The sequence below is a fragment of the Saccharothrix violaceirubra genome (assembly GCF_014203755.1).
Taxonomy (GTDB): Bacteria; Actinomycetota; Actinomycetes; order Mycobacteriales; family Pseudonocardiaceae; genus Actinosynnema; species Actinosynnema violaceirubrum.
Genome location: NZ_JACHJS010000001.1, coordinates 2297249 through 2315581, shown reverse-complemented (window position 1 = coordinate 2315581; position 18333 = coordinate 2297249). Strand labels below are relative to the sequence as shown.

Genomic DNA, 18333 nt, shown 5'->3' with positions numbered 1-18333 from the left:
AACGTCAAACAAACCCTGCTCGGCCCGTCACCGGACGGCACACCCGCCGTCCCGGTCGGGCGACCCTGCCCGAGGGAGAAACCCTGTCATGGGAGACACCCGCACGACCAGAAGACTGGCTACGCTCGGCCTGGCAGCCGTGTCGGCCGCCGCGCTGGCCCTGACCAACCCCGCGGTCGCGTCCGCGGAGGCCGACGTGCTCGGTGCCGACCGCGCCGACGCCATCGCCGGGTCCTACATCGTCGCGCTGCGTGACTCGGCGTCACCGCGCGCGCTGTCCAACTCGACGGCGGATTCCCTGGTCAAGAAGCACGGCGGCCAGGTCCGCACCGCATGGCAGCACGCGCTCAACGGCTTCCACGCGTCGCTGTCCCCCACCCAGGCCCGGCGCATCGCCGCCGACCCGCGGGTGCAGTTCGTCCAGGCCGACCTGCCGGTGAAGATCACCGGCACGCAGACCAACCCGCCCTCGTGGGGTCTGGACCGCGTCGACCAGCGCAACCTGCCGCTGGACAACAAGTACACGTACGAGCAGACCGCGAGCAGCGTCACCGCGTACGTGATCGACACCGGCATCCGGACGACCCACCAGGACTTCGGCGGCCGGGCCACGTGGGGCACGAACACCGTGGACAGCCAGAACACCGACTGCCACGGCCACGGCACGCACGTCGCCGGCACCGTCGGCGGCACCTCGTACGGCGTGGCCAAGCAGGTCAAGCTCGTCGCGGTGAAGGTGCTCAACTGCCAGGGTTCGGGCAGCTCGTCGGCCGTCGTCAACGGCATCAACTGGGTGACCAGCAACGCCCGCAAGCCCGCGGTCGCGAACATGAGCCTCGGCGGCGGCGCCGACTCCGCGATCGACAGCGCGGTGCGCAGCTCGATCAACGCCGGTATCACGTACGCGATCGCGTCGGGCAACGACAACAAGGACGCGTGCAGCTCCTCGCCGGCCCGCGTCACCGAGGCGATCACCGTGAACGCGACCACCAACACGGACGGTCGCGCGTCGTTCTCGAACTTCGGCACCTGCACGGACATCTTCGCACCGGGCAATGGCATCACGTCGGCGTGGAAGGACAGCGACACGTCGACGAACACCATCTCCGGCACGTCGATGGCCACCCCGCACGTGGCGGGCGCCGCGGCGATCTACGTGGCGAACAACCCCAGCGCCACCCCGGCGCAGGTCGCGACCGGTCTGTACGGCGCCTCCACCCCGAGCAAGGTCACGAGCCCGGGTTCGGGTTCGCCCAACCGCCTGCTCTACATCGAGGCGACCGCGCCGCAGACCCCGCCGGTGATCACCAACCCCGGCAACCAGTCGACCGCGGTCGGCTCCCCGGTGAACCTCCAGCTGGCCGCGACGGGTGGCACCCCGCCGTACTCCTGGGCGTTCAGCGGTCTCCCGGCGGGCCTCAACGGCAACGCGTCCGGCCTGGTCAGCGGCTCGCCGACCACGCCCGGCTCGTCGACGGTGAACGCCACCGTCACCGATGCCGCCAACCAGAAGGCGAGCGTCACGTTCACCTGGACGGTCACCCCGGTCAGCCAGAACTGCGACGAGGCCACCAACGGTGACGACGTCCAGATCGGCGACCAGTCCGACGTGAGCAGCTCGATCTCCGTCCAGTGCTCGGGCAACGCCTCGGCCACGACCACGGTCAAGGTCGACATCGTCCACACCTACATCGGCGACCTGGTCGTCGACCTGGTGGCGCCGGACGGCACCGTCTACAACCTGCACAACCGTGCGGGCGGCAGCACGGACAACATCGCGAAGACGTTCACCGTCGACGCGTCGCGCTCGGCCGCCACGGGTACGTGGAAGCTGCGCGTGCGTGACCAGGCGTACGTGGACACCGGCTACATCAACAGCTGGTCGCTCGACGTCTGAGTTCCCGGCATGACCGAGCGGGCCGTCTCTCCCCGGAGAGGCGGCCCGCTCGCTTTGTCAGGACGCCGTGACCAGCGCCAACACCCGCTCGGCCACCTCGTCGGCCGACCGCATCGCCGTCGCGGCTTCCTCCACCAGACGCTGGGCTTCCTGCGCCGCACGGTCCGCGCTGCGGGCCAGTTCGAGCGCCGACGCGATCTGGACCGGCGTCAACGCGCTCTTCGAGAACTCACGCGCACGTTCCGCCGCCGACCGCGCCTGCGACGCCGCGTGGAAGGCTTCGTCGAGCACGTCGTCGGCCGCCTTCACCAGCGCCGCGTCCCGCACGGTGGCTTCCACCTGCGCGTGCAGCGCACGGAGGTGCTGCTCCTCCAGCACGATCTCGATCCGGTCCCCGATCAGCAGCCGGGCGGACGACCCCAGACTTCCCCGCAATCCGACGGTCACGTCCTCGTCGAGCGCCATGGTCATGCTCATGGAAATCCGACTCGTCATTGCGTTCTCCCTGTTCACGATGGGTGCGCAGACGCACACCAGGGGTATGCCATGCTGATTTAAGGTGATCTTCCGAGGGTTGCCTTCAATATTGGCGCAATCCATCCCCACTTGGCGAGTACGCCGATCGGTGGAATATTCAAGAGACACAAAGGAGGTACGCCAGTGGACGAGTTGGACGGCGTGAGCGCCACACTGGCGACACGGCGACTCGGGCTGACGCTCAGGGCGCTGCGCGGCCGGATCACCACGCTGCGCGTGGCGGACGTCGCCAAGGCCGCGGGTCTGAGCCAACCGACGTGGAGTCAGGTCGAGACCGGAGTCGCGATTCCGTCGAGCGAGCACCTGGCAGCGGCGGCGAAGATCCTTGAGGCGACGGACGAAGAGGTCGCGACCCTGCTCGCACTACGCGAACGCGCCAAGCGCCGCGAGTGGTGGCACGAGTACAACGACATCACCTCGCCCAACCTCTCGAAGCTGATCGGCTACGAGACCTCGGCGATCGACACCAAGATGTGCGCTGGAGGCTGGGTTCCTGGCCTGCTACAAACTCCCGACTGGGCGCGAGCGGCGATCAACGTCGCGGGAGCCAAGACCCGCCCTGAAGATGTCGAACGGGCAGTCGAGCTACGGATGCGACGCCAGGCTGTGCTGGATAATCCACGCGCTCGCCTGCACGCCATCTGCGGCGAGGAGTCCATCCGCTACCGCGCAGGCGGATGGGACGTCCAGACCACGCAGTTGAGGCATCTGCTGGAGGTAGGCGAAGCCGAGAACATCACCGTCCAGATCCTCCCGTTCACGGCGGGTCTGCACATCGGACACTCGCAGCCCTACTCCATTTTCGAGTTCGGTGAGTTCGATCCGCCGATCGTTCACCAGGAGGATCTCGTCGAGGTGACCTTGACCGACAATCCAGCCGAGGTCCGCAGGTGCAAGTATGCCTTCGGGGTACTCGAAGGACTCGCACTGTCGGTCGAGAACTCCCGGAAGCTCATCGAGTCGATATTGAAGGAGTAGAACAGTGGAAGCCCTGGCAGCGCAGGCGACGTGGCGAAAGTCCTCCCGCTCGTCGTCGAACGGCTCCTGCGTGGAGGTCGCCCGGTCGAACAGCGTCGTCGGGCTGCGTGACTCCAAGAACCCGGCCGGCGGGCACTTCACCGTCTCCGCGACCGCGTTCAACGCGCTTCTCGACGGCATCCGCCGCTGAGTCCGTCGATCCGCAGGAGTGATGATGGCAGGCCCATCGGCGAGCTGGCGCAAGTCGTCGTACTCGACGCCGGACGGTTCCTGCGTCGAAGTGGCCCGTTCAGGTTGCGTCGGGCTGCGTGACTCCAAGAACCCCGCCGGTGATCAACTCACAGTGTCCCCGGTCGCGTTCGCCGCGCTCCTCAAGCGCGTCGCCCGCTGAGCGAGGTGCCCCGACCTTCCCGGTCGGGGCACCTTCAGGTCAGAGCTGCACACCCAGGAGCGCGTCCACCGCCGCCCGGAACAGGGTCGACCCGGTCAGGTCCGATCCCCCGCTCGTCAACGCGGCGTCCGCCCACGCGTCCAACGCCGCGAGCGCCGAAGGCGTGTCCAGGTCGTTGCCCAGGTGGTCACGCAGTCGCGCCACCGTGTCCGTCGCGTCCGGCCCGCTCGCCAGCGCCGCCGCCCGACGCCACCGGTCCAACCGCCCCTGCGCCTGCTCCAACAACACCTGCGTCCACGCCCGGTCCGTCCGGTAGTGGCCCGAGATCAACGCCAACCTGACCGCGTTCGGGTCGACCTTCTCGGCCCGCAACTTCGACACGAAGACCAGGTTTCCCCTGCTCTTCGACATCTTCTCGCCGTCCAACCCGATCATGCCGGTGTGCACGTAGTGCCGGGCGAACGGGTGCTCGCCGGTCAGCGCCTCGGCGTGCGCGGAGCTGAACTCGTGGTGCGGGAAGATCAAATCCGAGCCGCCGCCCTGGATGTCGAACCCGGTGCCCAGCCGGTTCAACGCGATCGCGCTGCACTCGATGTGCCAGCCCGGCCGCCCCTCCCCCAGCTCCGACGGCCACGACGGCTCGCCCGGCCGGGCCGCGCGCCACAGCAGCGCGTCCAGCGGGTGCCGCTTGCCCGGCCGGTCCGGGTCGCCGCCGCGTTCGGCGAACAGGGCCGTCATCTTCTCCTCGTCGTAGTTCGACTCGTAGCCGAACCGGCCGGTGGCCGACTTGTCGAAGTAGACGTCCGGGTACTCCGCGTCGTCGACCCGGTACGCGGAGCCGTCGGCCAGCAGCTTGGCGATCGCCTCGACGATCTCGGGGATGGCCTCGACCGCGCCGATGTACTGGCGCGGCGGCAGCACCCGCAGGGCGACCATGTCCTCGCGGAACAGGGCCGTCTCCCGCATGCCGAGCACGACCCAGTCGTCCTGGTCGCGTTCCGCCCGTTCGAGGAGCGGATCGTCGATGTCGGTCACGTTCTGTACGTAGTGCACGTCGTGTCCGTTGTCGAGCCACACCCGGTGGACGAGGTCGAACGCCAGGTAGGTGGCCGCGTGCCCGAGGTGGGTCGCGTCGTACGGCGTGATGCCGCAGACGTAGAGCCGCGCCGTCGCACCCGGCGCGGTGGGGCGGACCTCGCCCGTGGCGGTGTCGTAGAGCCTCAGGGGACGCGGCTCGCCCGCGACGCGCGGCACGGGGGCGGCTGACCAGGTCTGCATGGTTCCGACCATAACTCGCGGGTTCAAGGAGCCGTCCGCCTGCCGGGACACCGCGTTGGCCCGATCGTGGTCCCGCGATCGCGGGACGGCCGATTGCACAGCGTCCGCACCGGGTCGACGATGGGAGCCGGCCCGACGTGAGGGAGGCGGTCGTGACCGCACTCGAACCGGAACCCGTCATCACGCACCCCGGCGCGGCACGACCCGGTCCGAAGGGGTCCGTGCTGCTCGGCCTGCTGCGCACGACCGACCCCAAGCGGATCGGGCTGATGTACCTGACGACGTCGTTCGGGTTCTTCCTCGTCGGCGGGTTCATGGCGTTGCTGGTCCGGGGCGAGTTGGCCCGGCCGGGACTCCAGTTCCTGTCGTCCGAGCAGTACAACCAGCTGTTCACCATGCACGGCACGATCATGCTGCTGCTCTACGCGACGCCGATCCTGTTCGGGTTCGCGAACTTCGTGCTGCCGCTCCAGATCGGCTCGCCCGACGTGGCGTTCCCCCGCCTGAACGCGTTCAGCTACTGGCTGTACCTGTTCGGCGGGCTGACCGTGCTGCTCGGGTTCGTCGCGCCCGGTGGCGCCGCCGACTTCGGGTGGACCGCCTACACGCCGTTGGCGGACTTCGCGCACTCGCCGGGTGTCGGCGCGGACCTGTGGATCATGGGTCTGGCGGTGTCCGGTCTGGGCACGATCCTGGGCGGGGTCAACATGGTCACGACCGTGGTGTGCTTGCGCGGGCCCGGCATGACGATGTTCCGGATGCCGATCTTCACCTGGAACATCTTCGTCACGTCGATCCTGATCCTGCTGGCGTTCCCGATCCTGACCGCCGCCCTGATGGGCCTGGCCGCCGACCGGCACCTGGGCGCGCACGTGTTCGACCCGGCCAACGGCGGCGTGATCCTGTGGCAGCACCTGTTCTGGTTCTTCGGGCATCCCGAGGTGTACATCGTGGCGTTGCCGTTCTTCGGCATCGTGTCGGAGATCTTCCCGGTGTTCAGCCGCAAACCGCTGTTCGGGTATCGCGGTCTGGTGTACGCCACGTTCGCGATCGCGGCCCTCTCCGTCGCGGTGTGGGCGCATCACATGTTCGCCACGGGCGCGGTGCTGCTGCCGTTCTTCTCGGTGATGACGTTCCTGATCGCGGTACCCACCGGGATCAAGTTCTTCAACTGGATCGGCACGATGTGGCGGGGTCAGCTCACGTTCGAGAGCCCGATGCTGTTCTCGATCGGGTTCCTGGTGACGTTCCTGCTGGGCGGGCTGACCGGCATCCTGCTGGCGTCGCCGCCGCTGGACTTCCACGTCACGGACACGTACTTCGTCGTGGCGCACTTCCACTACGTGCTGTTCGGCACGATCGTCTTCGCGACCTACGCGGGGATCTACTTCTGGTTCCCCAAGATGACCGGGCGGATGCTGTCGGAGCCGTTGGGGAAGCTGCACTTCTGGACCACGTTCCTCGGCTTCCACCTGACGTTCCTGGTGCAGCACTGGCTCGGCGACGAGGGCATGCCCCGCCGGTACGCGGACTACCTTCCCTCCGACGGGTTCACGGTGCTGAACATGGTGTCGACCGTCGGGGCGTTCCTGCTCGGGCTCTCCGTGCTTCCGTTCGTGTGGAACGTCTTCCGCTCCTACCGCTTCGGCGACCCGGCTCCCCACGACGACCCTTGGGGCTTCGGGAACTCCCTGGAGTGGGCCACTTCCTCGCCACCTCCCCGGCACAACTTCACCGAACTCCCCCGCATCCGCTCCGAGCGCCCCGCGTTCGAACTCCACTACCCCCACATGGTCGACCGCCTGCGCTCGGAGTCAGGCCACCGGTAAACCGCGCGAGTTATGCGTTCGGACACCATGAAATGTGCATTCAGGCACCTTCGATCGGGTGACTCTCGTCGACCAGGTCGCAAGTGGGATGCACCGCCACCGGCCCCTGCTCCACACTTCCGCCTCGTCGCTCACCGCCGTGAGCGACGGCTCGACAGGTAGTCCGAGACCACGGCCGCGCCCAGGCCGTCCTCGTCCGGGGACACGACCTTCCCGCCCGCCCGGCGGGCGATCATGTCCACGAACGCGGCCAGGCGCGGGTCGTCGCCGAGTTTGAACACGGTCAACGCGGTGCCCAGGCGGCTCAGCGCGTCGACCTCGGCGACGGTCCTGGCCAGGGTCCGCGGTGTCGACGGGTAGCTGAAGTCGGCGGTTCCGTCGGCCTCCAGGTGTGCCGTCGGTTCGCCGTCGGTGACCACCAGGACCACCGGTCGGGCATCGGGGTGGCGGCGCAGGTGCCGTCCGGCGAGGAGGAGTGCGTGGTGGAGGTTGGTCCCCTGTTCCCAGACGCCTTCGAGGGCGGTCAGCTCACCGATGTCGACCGTCCTGGCGTGGCGCCCGAACGTGACCAGGTCCAGCGCGTCGCCGCGGAACCTCGTGCTGATCAGGTGGTGCAGCGCGAGCGCGGTGCGCTTCATCGGGACCCAACGGCCGTCCTGGACCATGGACCACGAGGTGTCCACGCACAACGCCACGGCCGCGCGGGCCCGCTGTTCGGTCTCGTCCACCTCGACGTCGACCACGTCCAGTCCGAGGCCGCCCGTCCGGAGCACGGCGTTGGTCAGCGTGCGGGGCACGTTCCAGGGTTCGGTGTCGCCGAACGCCCACGGGCGGGTGGCGCCGGTGGGTTCTCCGGCGGCACCGGCACGGGCGCTGTCCCGGTTGCCCCTGGCGCGCACGCTGTCGAGGACACCGCGCAGCGCCGTCTCGCCCAGGCGGCGCAACGCCTTCGGGGTCAACTGGAGCGTGCCGTCCGGCGCGCGCTCCAGCAGGTTCTGGTTGCGCAGCAGGCGTTCCAGCTCCGCGAGACGTCGGGCGTCCACGCCCGCTGCCGGTCCCAACTGGCGGACGAGGGCGCCGAGATCGAGGTCTTCCAACCGGGCACCGGGATAGGACTGCGCGAGCTGTTCGGCCAACGCGTCCAGTTCCGCCAGGTCCGCCATGGCCTGGGCACCCTCGCCGAGGCCGAGGGGCCGGTCGCCGCGGAAGCGGGCCGAGCCGGTCCAGTCCTCGCCGGGCCGGAGACCCTGGAGCAGTCCGTCCAAAGTGGACAGTTGTCGGGCCGTCTCCGGGTCGCCGAACGCCTGGCTGCCCAGTTCCGCCAGTTCGCGGCGCTGCTCCTCGGTCATCGAGTTCATCGTGCGCCGGGCGGCGGCCGACCGGGCGGCCAGGGCGTCGACCAGCTCGTCGGTGTTCCGCGGGTTCTCGGGGAAGAAGTCGCCGTGGCGACGCATGAACCCGGCGAACCGTTCGGTGGTGTCCCGGCCCGCGGCGTGGTCGGCCAACAGCCCGTTCAGGTCGTCGAGCATGCGGCGGATGCGGTCGACGTCCTCGGTCGTCACGGTCTCCATGGCCTGCTTCAGGCCCTGGAAGCGCTGGTCGAGCAGTTCCCGACCGAGCAATCCGCGGATCTTCTCGTAGGACTCGCGGGCCTGGGCCGAGCGCCAGTCGTAGGAGGCCAGTTCGGTGACGGCGGCGGCCGTGCCCGGCGGCAACGCGTCCAGCACCGCCTCGCGGAAGCGGGCGTCGTCGTCCGGGTCCGGGAACAGCTCGCGACGTTCGGCGGCCACGGCCTCGTCCAGCAGGCGCCGCACCTCCTGGAGCGTGCCGTCGAGCCGGTGCCGTCGTTGGATCGCGGCGCGCTTGCGCCACACACGGGCGGTCAGGTCGTCGAGGCCGGTCGTGCCGTCCACGCCGCGCCGCAGCAGTTCGCGCAGCGCCGACTCGGGCGAGGCACCCTCCATCACCTCGCGGCCGAGTTCGTCGACGGCCGACCGCAGGTCGGCCGGCGGTTCCAGCGGGTCGGGGCCGTCGACGTAGCGGCCGTAGCGGTAACCGGTCATCCGTACACCGAGCGCTCGTCGTCCTGGTCCTTGGCCAGTTGCCTGGTCAGGTACAGCGATTCCAGCGCGAGTTCCACGACCGAGGCGATGCGGCCCGCCGAGTCGCGGGGGCCGACACCCAGACGCGCGGCGATCTCGTGCAGCACGGGCAGTTCCGGCAACGCGGCGAGCAGGTCGCCGCCGTGGACGCGTTCACCGGTCGCGACCGGGTGGCCGTCGGACACCAGCGCGGCGAGCGGGCGCAGGTCGAGGCCCGCGAACCGCGACCGGGCCGTGTCCGCGACGGACCGGCGCAGCAGATGGGTGAGCACCTCGCGTTCGCGGCCCTCCTCGCCCGCCTCGAACTCGAGCTTGCCGCGCAGCACGTCCGGCACGGACTCCAGGTCGACCGGGCGGGCCACGGCGGGTGACTCGCCGATCAGCGCGGAGCGGCGCAGCGCCGCCGCCGCGACGGTCTCGGCCGCGGCGACCGCGAACCGGGCCGAGACACCCGAGCGCTGGTCGACGGCCGACGACTCGCGCAGGTGTCGCACGAACCGCGCGATCGCCTCCAACAGGTGGTCGCCGACCTCGGCCACCAGGTCGGCCTCCTGGCGGACCAGGGCCACCTCGGCCTCGACCTCAAGGGGGTAATGGGTGCGGATCTCGGCGCCGAAGCGGTCTTTCAAGGGGGTGATGATGCGGCCCCGGTTCGTGTAGTCCTCGGGGTTGGCCGTGGCGATCAGCAGCACGTCCAGCGGCAGTCGCAGCGTGTAGCCGCGGATCTGGATGTCGCGCTCCTCCATGACGTTGAGCAGCGACACCTGGATGCGTTCGGCCAGGTCGGGCAGCTCGTTGACGGTGAAGACACCGCGATGCGAGCGGGGCAACAGGCCGTAGTGGACGGTCTCCGGGTCACCGAGACTGCGCCCCTGCGCGACCTTGACCGGGTCGATGTCGCCGACCAGGTCGCCCACGCTGGTGTCGGGCGTGGCGAGCTTCTCGGTGAACCGCTCGGAGCGGTGCTTCCACGCCACGGGCAGGTCGTCGCCGAGTTCGCCGGCACGCCGGACGGACTCCGGCGTGATCGGGTCCAGCGGGTGCTCGTTCAGCTCGGCGCCCGCGATCACCGGGGTCCACTCGTCGAGCAGGCCGACGAGGGTGCGCGCGAGCCGGGTCTTGCCCTGGCCTCGTTCGCCCAGCAGGACCACGTCGTGGCCCGCGAGGACGGCGCGTTCGAGCTGCGGCAGCACGGTCCGGTCGAAGCCGACGATGCCCGGCCACGGGTCCCGCTTCTCGCGCAACGCGGCCAGCAGGTTCTCCCGCAGCTCGGCTTTGACGCTTCGGGGCGCGTAGCCCGCGGCGCGCAGGGCGCCCGCGGTGGTGGGGAGGTCGGAGGTCACGTGTCCGAACGTACGCACTCCCACGACCCCGGTCGACGTGGAGCGGACTCCAGGTGGCGTGGTCTCGACGAGGAAAGCACCGGTGACGATCTGGGGACGGACCGGAAGCTTTGCGGAGGCCGGACCGCGACCGTCCGGCCCTGCCCGCAGACTGCCCGTTCCCACCTGCCGGGCCCTCGACGTCCCCGATGACCCAACCCGACCGGACCGGACCGGACCGGACCCAGCCAACCCGACCCGACCGCACCCAGCCCAGCCCGACCAGACCCAGCCCGACCCGGGTGCATCCGGCACATCCCAGCGCACCCTGCCCGGTCCAACCCGGCCGCACCCCGGCCACTCCTGGCACAGCCCAGCCGGACCCTTCAGCACCCACTACCCGGCCGCACCAACGACCCGATGGCCGACCGCACCCAACGCACTCCGCACCCAACGCACTCCCGGCCCGACGCCACGACCGGCCACCGGCGAAGTCCCGTCGAGATCGCCTCGGGTGAGACCGGCGTCACCCGGAAATCGTGGTTTCACCCATCCGACCGGCGGGCATCCCAGGTGCGCATGGCCGGTATGGCGGACCGGGTGATGGACGGGCGGGGTCGGTGACGACCCCGCCCGCTTACCGTCCGCAGACCTGGTCACCCGACGGGAGGTCGAGGCGGGTGGTCTGGCCATGTCGGCCGGCGCCCTCCGCGACCCCGGCTCAGGCTCGTACCCGTACCCGACACAGGGAGCACGGGATGAGCGATGTCATCGCCTCCGAGCAGCTCGACCTCGCCAAGGTCGTCCACGATCTGGTGCCCGCGCTGCAAGAGGACCTGAAAACGCTGGTGGCGATTCCCAGCATCAACGCACCGGGGCACGAGGGCGACCTCGAGAACGCCCGCACCAAGATCATCGAGTTCTTCCAGGGCGCCGGCATCCACACGCAGGCGATCACGGTCAGCCACGGCGGCAAGACCACCACTCCCCTGGTGTACGCCCGACACGACGGCCCGGTGGGCGCGCGCACCGTCCTGCTCTACGCGCACTACGACGTGCAGCCCGCCGACGACAACGAGTGGAAGATCACCGCGCCGTTCCAGCCGAAGCAGATCGGCGAACCTCCGAACACCCGGCTCTACGGGCGCGGCACGGCCGACGACAAGTCCGGCGTGTGCATGCACCTGGGCGTCGTCCGCGCGTTGGCCGGAAAGATCCCGGTCAACCTCAAGATCGTCATCGAGGGCGAGGAGGAGATCGGCCGGGGCGTGCTGGAGGACTACATCCTGCACAACGACGACGAGCGGTTCCACGCGGACCTGATCGTGGTCGCGGACACCGGCAACGTGCGCCTGGGCGTGCCGACGATCACCACGTCCCTGCGCGGCCTCGCCGGCGCCACCGTCTCCGTGGACACGTTGCGGCAGCCCGTGCACAGCGGCATGTACGGCGGTCCGGCGCCCGACGCGTTCATGGCGCTCACCCGCATCCTGGCGACGCTGCACGACGACAACGGCGACGTCGCGGTCAAGGGCCTGGTCCAGGACTCCCTGGGCTGGCCCGCGGTGGACGAGTCCCAGTTCCGCCGCGACGCCGGACTGCTCGACGGCGTGCCGCTGATCGGCACCCGGTCCATCGCCGAACGCCTCTACGGCAAGCCGTCGATCAACGTCGTCGGCCTCGACGGCCCGCCGTCGTACGCGCAGGCCACGAACGTCCTCGTCGCGCACGCCAAGGCCAAGATCAGCATGCGGATCGCGCCCCACCAGGACCCGGCCAAGGCCGTCGAACTGCTCACCGCGCACATCAAGGCGCACGCGCCGTGGGGCGTCGCCGTCACGGTCGACCCGATCGACCCCGGCTACGGGTTCGCCGCGAACACCGGCGGCCCCTACTTCGTGGCCGCCGAACAGGCGTTGAAGGCCACCTACTCGACCGACTCGGTCGTGCACGGCGGGCAAGGCGGGTCGATCCCGCTCGTGCACGCGTTCGCGCACGCCAACCCGGAGGCCGACATCGTCCTCTGGGGCTGTGAAGAGCCGCTGTGTTCCATCCACGGCCCGGACGAGAGCGTCGCCTACCGCGAGCTGGAGGCGATGACCACCGCCGAGGCCGTCCTGCTCAGCCGTGTCGGAGGCCTGAAGTGACCCGGATCGAGAGCGACACCCAGACCTTCCCGGAAGTCGACCTGCCGTCGCAGGACGTGTGGAGCGCCGTGCCGCCGGCCCCGCCCCACCCCGACCAGTTCAAGCTCGGGCCCGAGGCGCTGGACCCGGCGGCCCGCATGCGGGCGCTCGACGGGCTCAACGCCTACCTGGACTACCGCCGCGACCACCTGCTCGGCTATCAGGTCAACGAGGACATGAACGCCTACCGGCAGGACCTGTCCCGGTTCCTGACCAAGCACGTGAACAACATCGGCGACCCGTTCCAGGACGGCGGGCTCAAGGTCAACAGCAAGATCGCCGAACAGGCCGTGCTGAACTACTTCTCGACGTTGTGGCACGGCGCCGCCTACGACCCCAGGAACCGGGAGTCGATCTGGGGCTACGTGCTGTCCATGGGGTCCACCGAGGGCAACATGTACGCGCTGTGGAACGCCCGCGACTACCTGGCCGGGCGGCGTCTGCTCGGCGAGGACGGCACCGACCGGCCGGTCCTCTACCAGGAGCCGATGATCGCGAACGTCAACCCCAACGCGTACAAGCCCATCGCGTTCTACTCGCAGGACACGCACTATTCGTTCGCCAAGGCCGTGCGCGTGCTGGACTTGCCCACGTTCAGCCGGTACGGCCGTGAGCACTACCGGGACGAGAACCCGCTGGGCGGCCCGTGGCCGGACGAGGTCCCGTCCGAGGGCGGGCCCGAGGGCAAGCCGTCGACGTACGGTCCGGGCTCGATCGACGTGGCGGCGTTGGCGAAACTGGTCGAGTTCTTCGCCGGCAAGGGCCACCCGATCATCGTGAGCCTGAACCTGGGCAGCACGTTCAAGGGCGCGTACGACGACGTGCGCCAGGTCGCGGACACGCTGCTGCCGATCTTCGAGCGGCACGGGCTCGTGGACCGGGTCGTCGAGTACGAGAAGGGGCAGAGCGACCGGCGGCGCGGGTTCTGGATCCACGTGGACGGCGCGTTGGGCGGCAGCTACCTCCCGTTCCTGCGCATGGCCGCGGAGAACCCGAAGTACGACTACCACCCGCCCGTGCCGGTGCCCGAGTTCGACTTCGGCCTGCGCTCGGCGACGCCGACCGTGCCGTCGATGGACATGGTGTCGTCGATCGTGTGCAGCGGTCACAAGTGGATGGGTTCACCGATGCTGTGCGGCGTCGTGGCGACCAAGGTCAAGTACCAGATGCAGCCGCCGGACAACCCCGAGTACATCGGCTCGCAGGACACCACGTTCGCCGGTTCGCGCAACGGCTTCACGCCGATCGTGATGTGGGACCACATCGCGAAGAACTCCTACGACCGCCAGGTGTCGCTGACCACCAACGCCCAGCGCATGGCCGAGTACCTGGAGCAGAAGCTCCTGGGGCTCCAGGCCCAGAAGGAGTCGACCGGCAAACCGGCGGGCTGGATGTGGATCGACCGCACGCCGCTGGCCCTGACCGTCCGGTTCCGCCGCCCGAACTCCGCGATCGTGGCGAAGTGGTCGCTGTCGACGGTGTCGATGCTGATGGAACCCGGTGACCCGATGTCCCGCCGGGATCTCGCGCACATCTTCCTGATGGCGTCGGCGACACCGGAGAAGATCGACGCGTTCATCTCGGACCTGCACGCCGACAACGCGTTCGACGACCACGTGGCCCCCACGATCGCGGCGCCGTCGCAGACGTTCGGCGGCCGGGCGCTGTCCGCGACGACCCACTTCGCGGACCGGGGCTTCGCTTAGGGGCGGATGGTGCGGGCCGGGTTCGACGACCCGGCCCGCACCGCCGTCCGAACGCACGTTTCGCGGTGCCTGAACGCACAACTCGCGGGTTTCACTCGTTCGAAGGTGCCCGAGTGCGTGTTTCAGGGTGTCCGAGTGGAGGACTCGCGGGTTTCAGTGGCGGCCGGCGGCCTGGTCGGACAGGACGCGCACGGCCTCGTCGACGGCGGCCAGGCGGGCCCGGCGCACGGCCTCCGACAGCGGGCGCAGGGCCTCGTCACGGGCCTGCGTCGCCGACGCCGACACGGCACCGCCGGGCGCGTCGGACGCCGCGACCTGGAGGATCGCGTTCACCTCGGCGGCACGCTGGAGCACGCGCAGCGACCGCGAAGGCATCCCCGCGGGCCACGTCAGCCGGCTCTGCTCGGCCGACAGCGCGGCGATCTCCTCGCGCACGTTGGGCCGGTGCCGCGCCACGTCCAGGGTCACCAACGCGGTGGCCGCCTCGCGCATCGCCGACCCCAGCCCGTGCTCGGCCTCACCGAGGGGCACGTGCTCGCCGGGCGTCGACGACGGCAGGTCGAAGATCGTCCACCGCAGCACGCCGTCCGCGACGAGCCTGGGCACCAGGCCGATCCCGATCTCGGGCAGCACGGCGGCCTGGCCGGCACGCAGGGCGCACTGGCTCAACGGCCCGCGCCCGCCCAGCCCGCGCACGTCGCCGGGCACCGGCAGGATCAGCCGCGCCGGCCCGGCACCGGCCCGGCGCAACGCCGCCAGGAGCAACGCCACACCGGCCGCGGACTCGTCGGGTCCGGGCAGGTCCAGCGCCGTGGCGGTGCCGTCGTCGTCGGCCACCACGTCGTGCAGATCAGCCCAGACACCCAGGGCGTCGAGGACGTCGTCCGCCGCGGCCGCACCATGCAGCCAGGCCGACGTCCAGACGACCAGCGTCGCACTCGCACAGGACACGACCGAAGATTACGCGGCCGGGCCGACGTGCTCGACGAGCAACGCCCGGAAGGCCGCCACGGCCTGCGCGTCCGCGAACGCCCGGTGCGGTATCGCGTACGTCCCGTCGCCCGGCGCGCGCACCACGAAGACCCGCGACGACTCGGTCCAGCCGGGCACCTCGACCCAGCCCAGCTCCGTGCGGGCCGCGTCGCCGACGACCATGCGCATCGAGTGCGCGTCGGCCGAGCCGGTCACCGGCCGGTCCGCGAGCGGGTGGCCGCGGAAGTTCGCGCTCACCCCGATCGGCACCGCGGCGAAGATCACGAAGGCCAGGACCAGCCCGAACACCGCCGGCACGAGCATGTCCAGCCACAACACGACCAGGCTCGTCGCGCACAGCACCAACGCGAACAGCGGCGCCCACCGGAACAGCGGCACGGCCGTGCGCTGGGCCACCCACCAGTCGGCCGGCCGAGGCGTCCAGGCGAAGTCGACACTCACCGCGCGGGCCTGCGGGCCGGTTCGCAGCACAGCGGGGCGCACGGGGCGCCGTTCACCGTGCACCCGGCGGCGGGGAAGTCGGACAGCTTGCGCGCGGGGGCGCCGGACACGTGTTCGGCGACGAGTTCGGCGACGAGCTGCGCGAAGCGCGGATCGCCGTTGGGCGTGGCCGCCCGCCCGAAGCCCAGGCCGAGTTCGGCGGCCCGGTCACGGGCCTCGGTGTCGAGGTCCCACACGACCTCGAGGTGGTCGCTGACGAACCCGATCGGGCACACCACGACGTTGGCCACGCCCTTGGCGTGCAGCACGTCCAGGTGGTCGACGATGTCCGGCTCCAGCCACGGGACCTGCGGCGGACCGGACCGCGACTGCCAGACGACGTCGTACTCGGCGACGCCGACCTGCGAGGCGACCAACCGGGACGCCTCGGCGACCTGCCGCGAGTACCGGTGGCCGCCCTCGGCGGGCGGACCGGCGGCGGCGTCGGCCGACAGGGGCACGGAGTGCGCGGTGAACACCAGCCGGTAGTCGTCGCCGAACGGCGTGGCGGCGGACCGGACCGCGTCCGCGAACGAGTCCACGAACAGCGGGTGGTCGAAGAACTGGCGCAGCTTCACCAGTTCGGGGGCGTCCGGCACGGCGGCCCGGGCGCGCTCGACGTCCTCGTCGTACTGGCGGCACGCGGAATAGCCGCCGTAGGCGGACGTGGGGAACACCAGCGCACGGCGGACGCCCGCGTCCTTCATCTCGGCCAGGGTCCGCTCGACCAGCGGGTGCCAGTTGCGGTTGCCGAAGTACACCGGCAGGTCCAGCAGCGGCTCGACGGCGGCGATGGCCGCCCGGTTGAGCGCGTTGATCGGCGAGACCCCGCCGAAGTGCAGGTAGTGCCGCTCGACCTCGTCGAGCCGCTCGGGCGGGACGCCTCGGCCCCGGGTCACGTTCTCCAGGAAGGGGCGGACGTCGTCGGGTCCTTCCGGTCCCCCGAACGACAGCCAGAGCAGCGCGTCGTAACTCACCCGGACATCCTGGCCCTGCGACGTGGGCCACGCGCAACCGGGTCGGCGTGCCGAGGCCACGCCGACCCGGTCGGTGCCTACAGGCCCAGGAAGTGCACGCCGCCGTCGACGTACACGATCGACCCGGTGGTGGCCGGGAACCAGTCGGACAGCAGGCCGCACACCGACTTCGCGACCGGCGCCGGGTCGTCGACGTTCCAGCTCAGCGGGGCCTTCTCGCCCCACATGGCCTCCAGCTCCGCGAAGCCGGGGATCGACTTGGCGGCCATCGTGCGCACCGGGCCGGCCGAGACCAGGTTGACCCGGATGCCCTGCGGACCGACCTCGCGGGCCAGGTAGCGGTTGATCGACTCGAACGCCGCCTTGGCCGCGCCCATCCAGTTGTAGGCGGGCCACGCCTGGCGCGCGTCGAAGTCCAGACCGACGACGGACGCGCCCTCGCCCAGCAACGGCAGCGTCGCGGCCACGAGCGCCTTGTACGAGTAGGCGGACACGTGGAACGCGGTCGACACGTCCTCCCACGGCGCCTCCAGGTAGGGGGCGCCCAGGCAGCTGGGCGGCGCGTAGCCGATCGCGTGCACGACGCCGTCGAGGCCGTCCACGTGCTCGCGGACCCGGTCGGCGAGCGTGTCCAGGTGCTCCTGGTTCTGCACGTCGAGTTCGACCACGGGCGCGCGGCGGGGCAGGCGCTTGGCGATCAGCTCGACCAGGCTCAGCCGGCCGAACCCGGTGAGCACGACCTCGGCGCCCTGCTCCTGGGCCACCTTGGCCACGTGGAAGGCGATGGACGCGTCCGTGATCACCCCGGTGATCAGCAGTCGCTTACCTTCGAGCAGTCCCGTCACGGGTGTTTCCTCCGAACAAGGGGGTGGTTGAACTCTGTGGGGCCGAGCCGGCCTCCTAGTGGCCCATGCCCAGGCCGCCGTCGACGGGCACGACCGCGCCGGTGATGTAGCCGGCCTGGTCCGAGGCCAGGAACGTGACGGCCGAGGCGACCTCCTCGACCGAGCCGTACCGGCCCGCCGGCACCTGCGCGAGGATCTGCTTGCGGCGCTCCTCCGGCAGGGCGTCGGTCATGTCCGTGGTGATGAACCCGGGCGCGACCACGTTGGCGGTGATGCCGCGCGTGCCGAGTTCGCGGGAGATCGAGCGGGCGACGCCGACCATGCCCGCCTTGCTCGCCGAGTAGTTGACCTGGCCCGCGCCGCCCGCGAGGCCGACGACCGACGAGATGAACACGATGCGGCCGTAACGGGCGCGCAGCATGTTCTTCGACGCCCGCTGCGCGACGCGGAACGCGCCGGTCAGGTTGGCGTCGAGCACGCGCGTGAACTGCTCGTCGGACATGCGCAGCAGCAACGTGTCGTCGGTGATGCCCGCGTTGGCGACGAGGATCTCGACCGGGCCGTGCGCGGCCTCGATCTCGGTGAAGGCCGCGTCGACCTCGGCGGTGGAGGTGACGTCGCACTTGACGCCGAGCAGGCCCTCGGGCGCACCGGAGCCGCGGTGGGTCACCGCGACCTTGTCGCCCCGTGCCGCGAACGCCTGCGCGATCGCCAGGCCGATTCCCCGGTTGCCGCCCGTGACCAGTACGGACCTCGACACGCCTTGCTCCCATCGCCGCTGGTTGATGCGCGCGAGGCTATCTCCTACCCCC

Annotated in this window: 16 protein-coding genes; 7 read left to right on the top strand and 9 right to left on the bottom strand. The window is 70.4% G+C overall.

Going from position 1 to position 18333, the window contains the following annotated elements; translation table 11 throughout:
- Positions 1 to 88: 88 nt before the first annotated feature.
- Positions 89 to 1897, top strand: a complete 1809-nt coding sequence (locus tag F4559_RS11440) for a S8 family peptidase (protein WP_184668266.1) — start codon at positions 89 to 91, stop codon at positions 1895 to 1897.
- A gap of 57 nt (positions 1898 to 1954) precedes the next feature.
- Here F4559_RS11440 and F4559_RS11435 read toward each other — a convergent pair whose 3' ends face one another.
- Positions 1955 to 2392, bottom strand: coding sequence for a hypothetical protein (locus tag F4559_RS11435; RefSeq protein WP_184668264.1), 438 nt, complete (start codon positions 2390 to 2392; stop codon positions 1955 to 1957).
- A gap of 165 nt (positions 2393 to 2557) precedes the next feature.
- On the opposite strand from F4559_RS11435, the gene F4559_RS11430 reads away from it, so the two are divergent.
- From F4559_RS11430 to F4559_RS11420, 3 genes are read left to right on the top strand one after another with little or no spacing between them, the layout of a single operon-like run.
- Positions 2558 to 3412: a helix-turn-helix domain-containing protein gene (locus F4559_RS11430; RefSeq protein WP_184668262.1), complete on the top strand. Its 855-nt coding sequence runs from the start codon at positions 2558 to 2560 to the stop codon at positions 3410 to 3412.
- 4 nt (positions 3413 to 3416) lie between these two features.
- Complete coding sequence (locus tag F4559_RS11425; protein WP_312865587.1) at positions 3417 to 3602, top strand: DUF397 domain-containing protein; 186 nt, start codon at positions 3417 to 3419, stop codon at positions 3600 to 3602.
- A gap of 24 nt (positions 3603 to 3626) precedes the next feature.
- Complete coding sequence (locus tag F4559_RS11420; protein WP_312865586.1) at positions 3627 to 3803, top strand: DUF397 domain-containing protein; 177 nt, start codon at positions 3627 to 3629, stop codon at positions 3801 to 3803.
- Between the two features lie 39 nt (positions 3804 to 3842).
- Here the strand turns inward: F4559_RS11420 and mshC are convergent, their stop codons facing one another.
- The gene (gene mshC, locus F4559_RS11415; protein WP_184668258.1) at positions 3843 to 5081 is read right to left on the bottom strand and encodes a cysteine--1-D-myo-inosityl 2-amino-2-deoxy-alpha-D-glucopyranoside ligase; all 1239 of its coding nucleotides are present in this window, start codon (positions 5079 to 5081) and stop codon (positions 3843 to 3845) included.
- Between the two features lie 152 nt (positions 5082 to 5233).
- Between mshC and ctaD the strand changes: the two genes are divergently transcribed.
- Positions 5234 to 6910 carry an aa3-type cytochrome oxidase subunit I gene (ctaD, locus tag F4559_RS11410; protein ID WP_312865585.1) on the top strand — a complete coding sequence of 559 codons (1677 nt, stop codon included), beginning with the start codon at positions 5234 to 5236 and terminating at the stop codon, positions 6908 to 6910.
- A 131-nt stretch (positions 6911 to 7041) separates the two neighbouring features.
- Here the strand turns inward: ctaD and F4559_RS11405 are convergent, their stop codons facing one another.
- Both F4559_RS11405 and F4559_RS11400 read right to left on the bottom strand, forming a co-directional pair.
- The gene (locus tag F4559_RS11405) at positions 7042 to 8973 is read right to left on the bottom strand and encodes a vWA domain-containing protein (RefSeq protein WP_184668256.1); all 1932 of its coding nucleotides are present in this window, start codon (positions 8971 to 8973) and stop codon (positions 7042 to 7044) included.
- Entirely contained in the window at positions 8970 to 10355 is a 1386-nt protein-coding gene (locus tag F4559_RS11400) for a sigma 54-interacting transcriptional regulator (protein WP_184668254.1), read from the bottom strand. Before F4559_RS11400 ends, F4559_RS11405 begins: the two co-directional genes overlap by 4 nt.
- 737 nt (positions 10356 to 11092) lie before the next feature.
- Between F4559_RS11400 and F4559_RS11395 the strand changes: the two genes are divergently transcribed.
- Together F4559_RS11395 and F4559_RS11390 are read left to right on the top strand one after the other, a co-directional pair.
- Positions 11093 to 12481, top strand: a complete 1389-nt coding sequence (locus F4559_RS11395; RefSeq protein ID WP_184668252.1) for a M20/M25/M40 family metallo-hydrolase — start codon at positions 11093 to 11095, stop codon at positions 12479 to 12481.
- Positions 12478 to 14226, top strand: coding sequence for a PLP-dependent aminotransferase family protein (locus F4559_RS11390; RefSeq protein ID WP_184668250.1), 1749 nt, complete (start codon positions 12478 to 12480; stop codon positions 14224 to 14226). Before F4559_RS11395 ends, F4559_RS11390 begins: the two co-directional genes overlap by 4 nt.
- Before the next feature lie 153 nt (positions 14227 to 14379).
- Here F4559_RS11390 and F4559_RS11385 read toward each other — a convergent pair whose 3' ends face one another.
- The 5 genes from F4559_RS11385 to fabG form a co-directional block, all read right to left on the bottom strand.
- On the bottom strand, positions 14380 to 15177 hold the full coding sequence (locus F4559_RS11385) for an Rv1486c family protein (protein WP_184668248.1): 798 nt from the start codon (positions 15175 to 15177) through the stop codon (positions 14380 to 14382).
- Positions 15178 to 15186: 9 nt separating this feature from the next.
- Positions 15187 to 15660, bottom strand: a complete 474-nt coding sequence (locus F4559_RS36270; RefSeq protein WP_184668247.1) for a YcxB family protein — start codon at positions 15658 to 15660, stop codon at positions 15187 to 15189.
- Entirely contained in the window at positions 15657 to 16676 is a 1020-nt protein-coding gene (locus F4559_RS11375; RefSeq protein ID WP_184668245.1) for a ferrochelatase, read from the bottom strand. The genes F4559_RS36270 and F4559_RS11375 overlap by 4 nt, the downstream gene beginning before the upstream one ends.
- 77 nt (positions 16677 to 16753) lie before the next feature.
- Positions 16754 to 17521: an enoyl-ACP reductase FabI gene (gene fabI, locus F4559_RS11370; protein ID WP_184668243.1), complete on the bottom strand. Its 768-nt coding sequence runs from the start codon at positions 17519 to 17521 to the stop codon at positions 16754 to 16756.
- A gap of 55 nt (positions 17522 to 17576) precedes the next feature.
- Positions 17577 to 18281 (bottom strand): 3-oxoacyl-ACP reductase FabG, encoded by a 705-nt coding sequence (gene fabG, locus F4559_RS11365; protein WP_312865583.1) that lies wholly within the window; start codon positions 18279 to 18281, stop codon positions 17577 to 17579.
- Positions 18282 to 18333: the final 52 nt, after the last annotated feature.

Bases quoted from the DNA above. Each gene is read 5' to 3' on its own strand.
- F4559_RS11440 (WP_184668266.1), top strand. From the start codon at position 89: ATGGGAGACACCCGCACGACCAGAAGACTGGCTACGCTCGGCCTGGCA.
- F4559_RS11435 (WP_184668264.1), bottom strand. From the start codon at position 2,392: ATGACGAGTCGGATTTCCATGAGCATGACCATGGCGCTCGACGAGGAC.
- F4559_RS11420 (WP_312865586.1), top strand. From the start codon at position 3,627: ATGGCAGGCCCATCGGCGAGCTGGCGCAAGTCGTCGTACTCGACGCCG.
- mshC (WP_184668258.1), bottom strand. From the start codon at position 5,081: ATGCAGACCTGGTCAGCCGCCCCCGTGCCGCGCGTCGCGGGCGAGCCG.
- F4559_RS11405 (WP_184668256.1), bottom strand. From the start codon at position 8,973: ATGACCGGTTACCGCTACGGCCGCTACGTCGACGGCCCCGACCCGCTG.
- F4559_RS11395 (WP_184668252.1), top strand. From the start codon at position 11,093: ATGAGCGATGTCATCGCCTCCGAGCAGCTCGACCTCGCCAAGGTCGTC.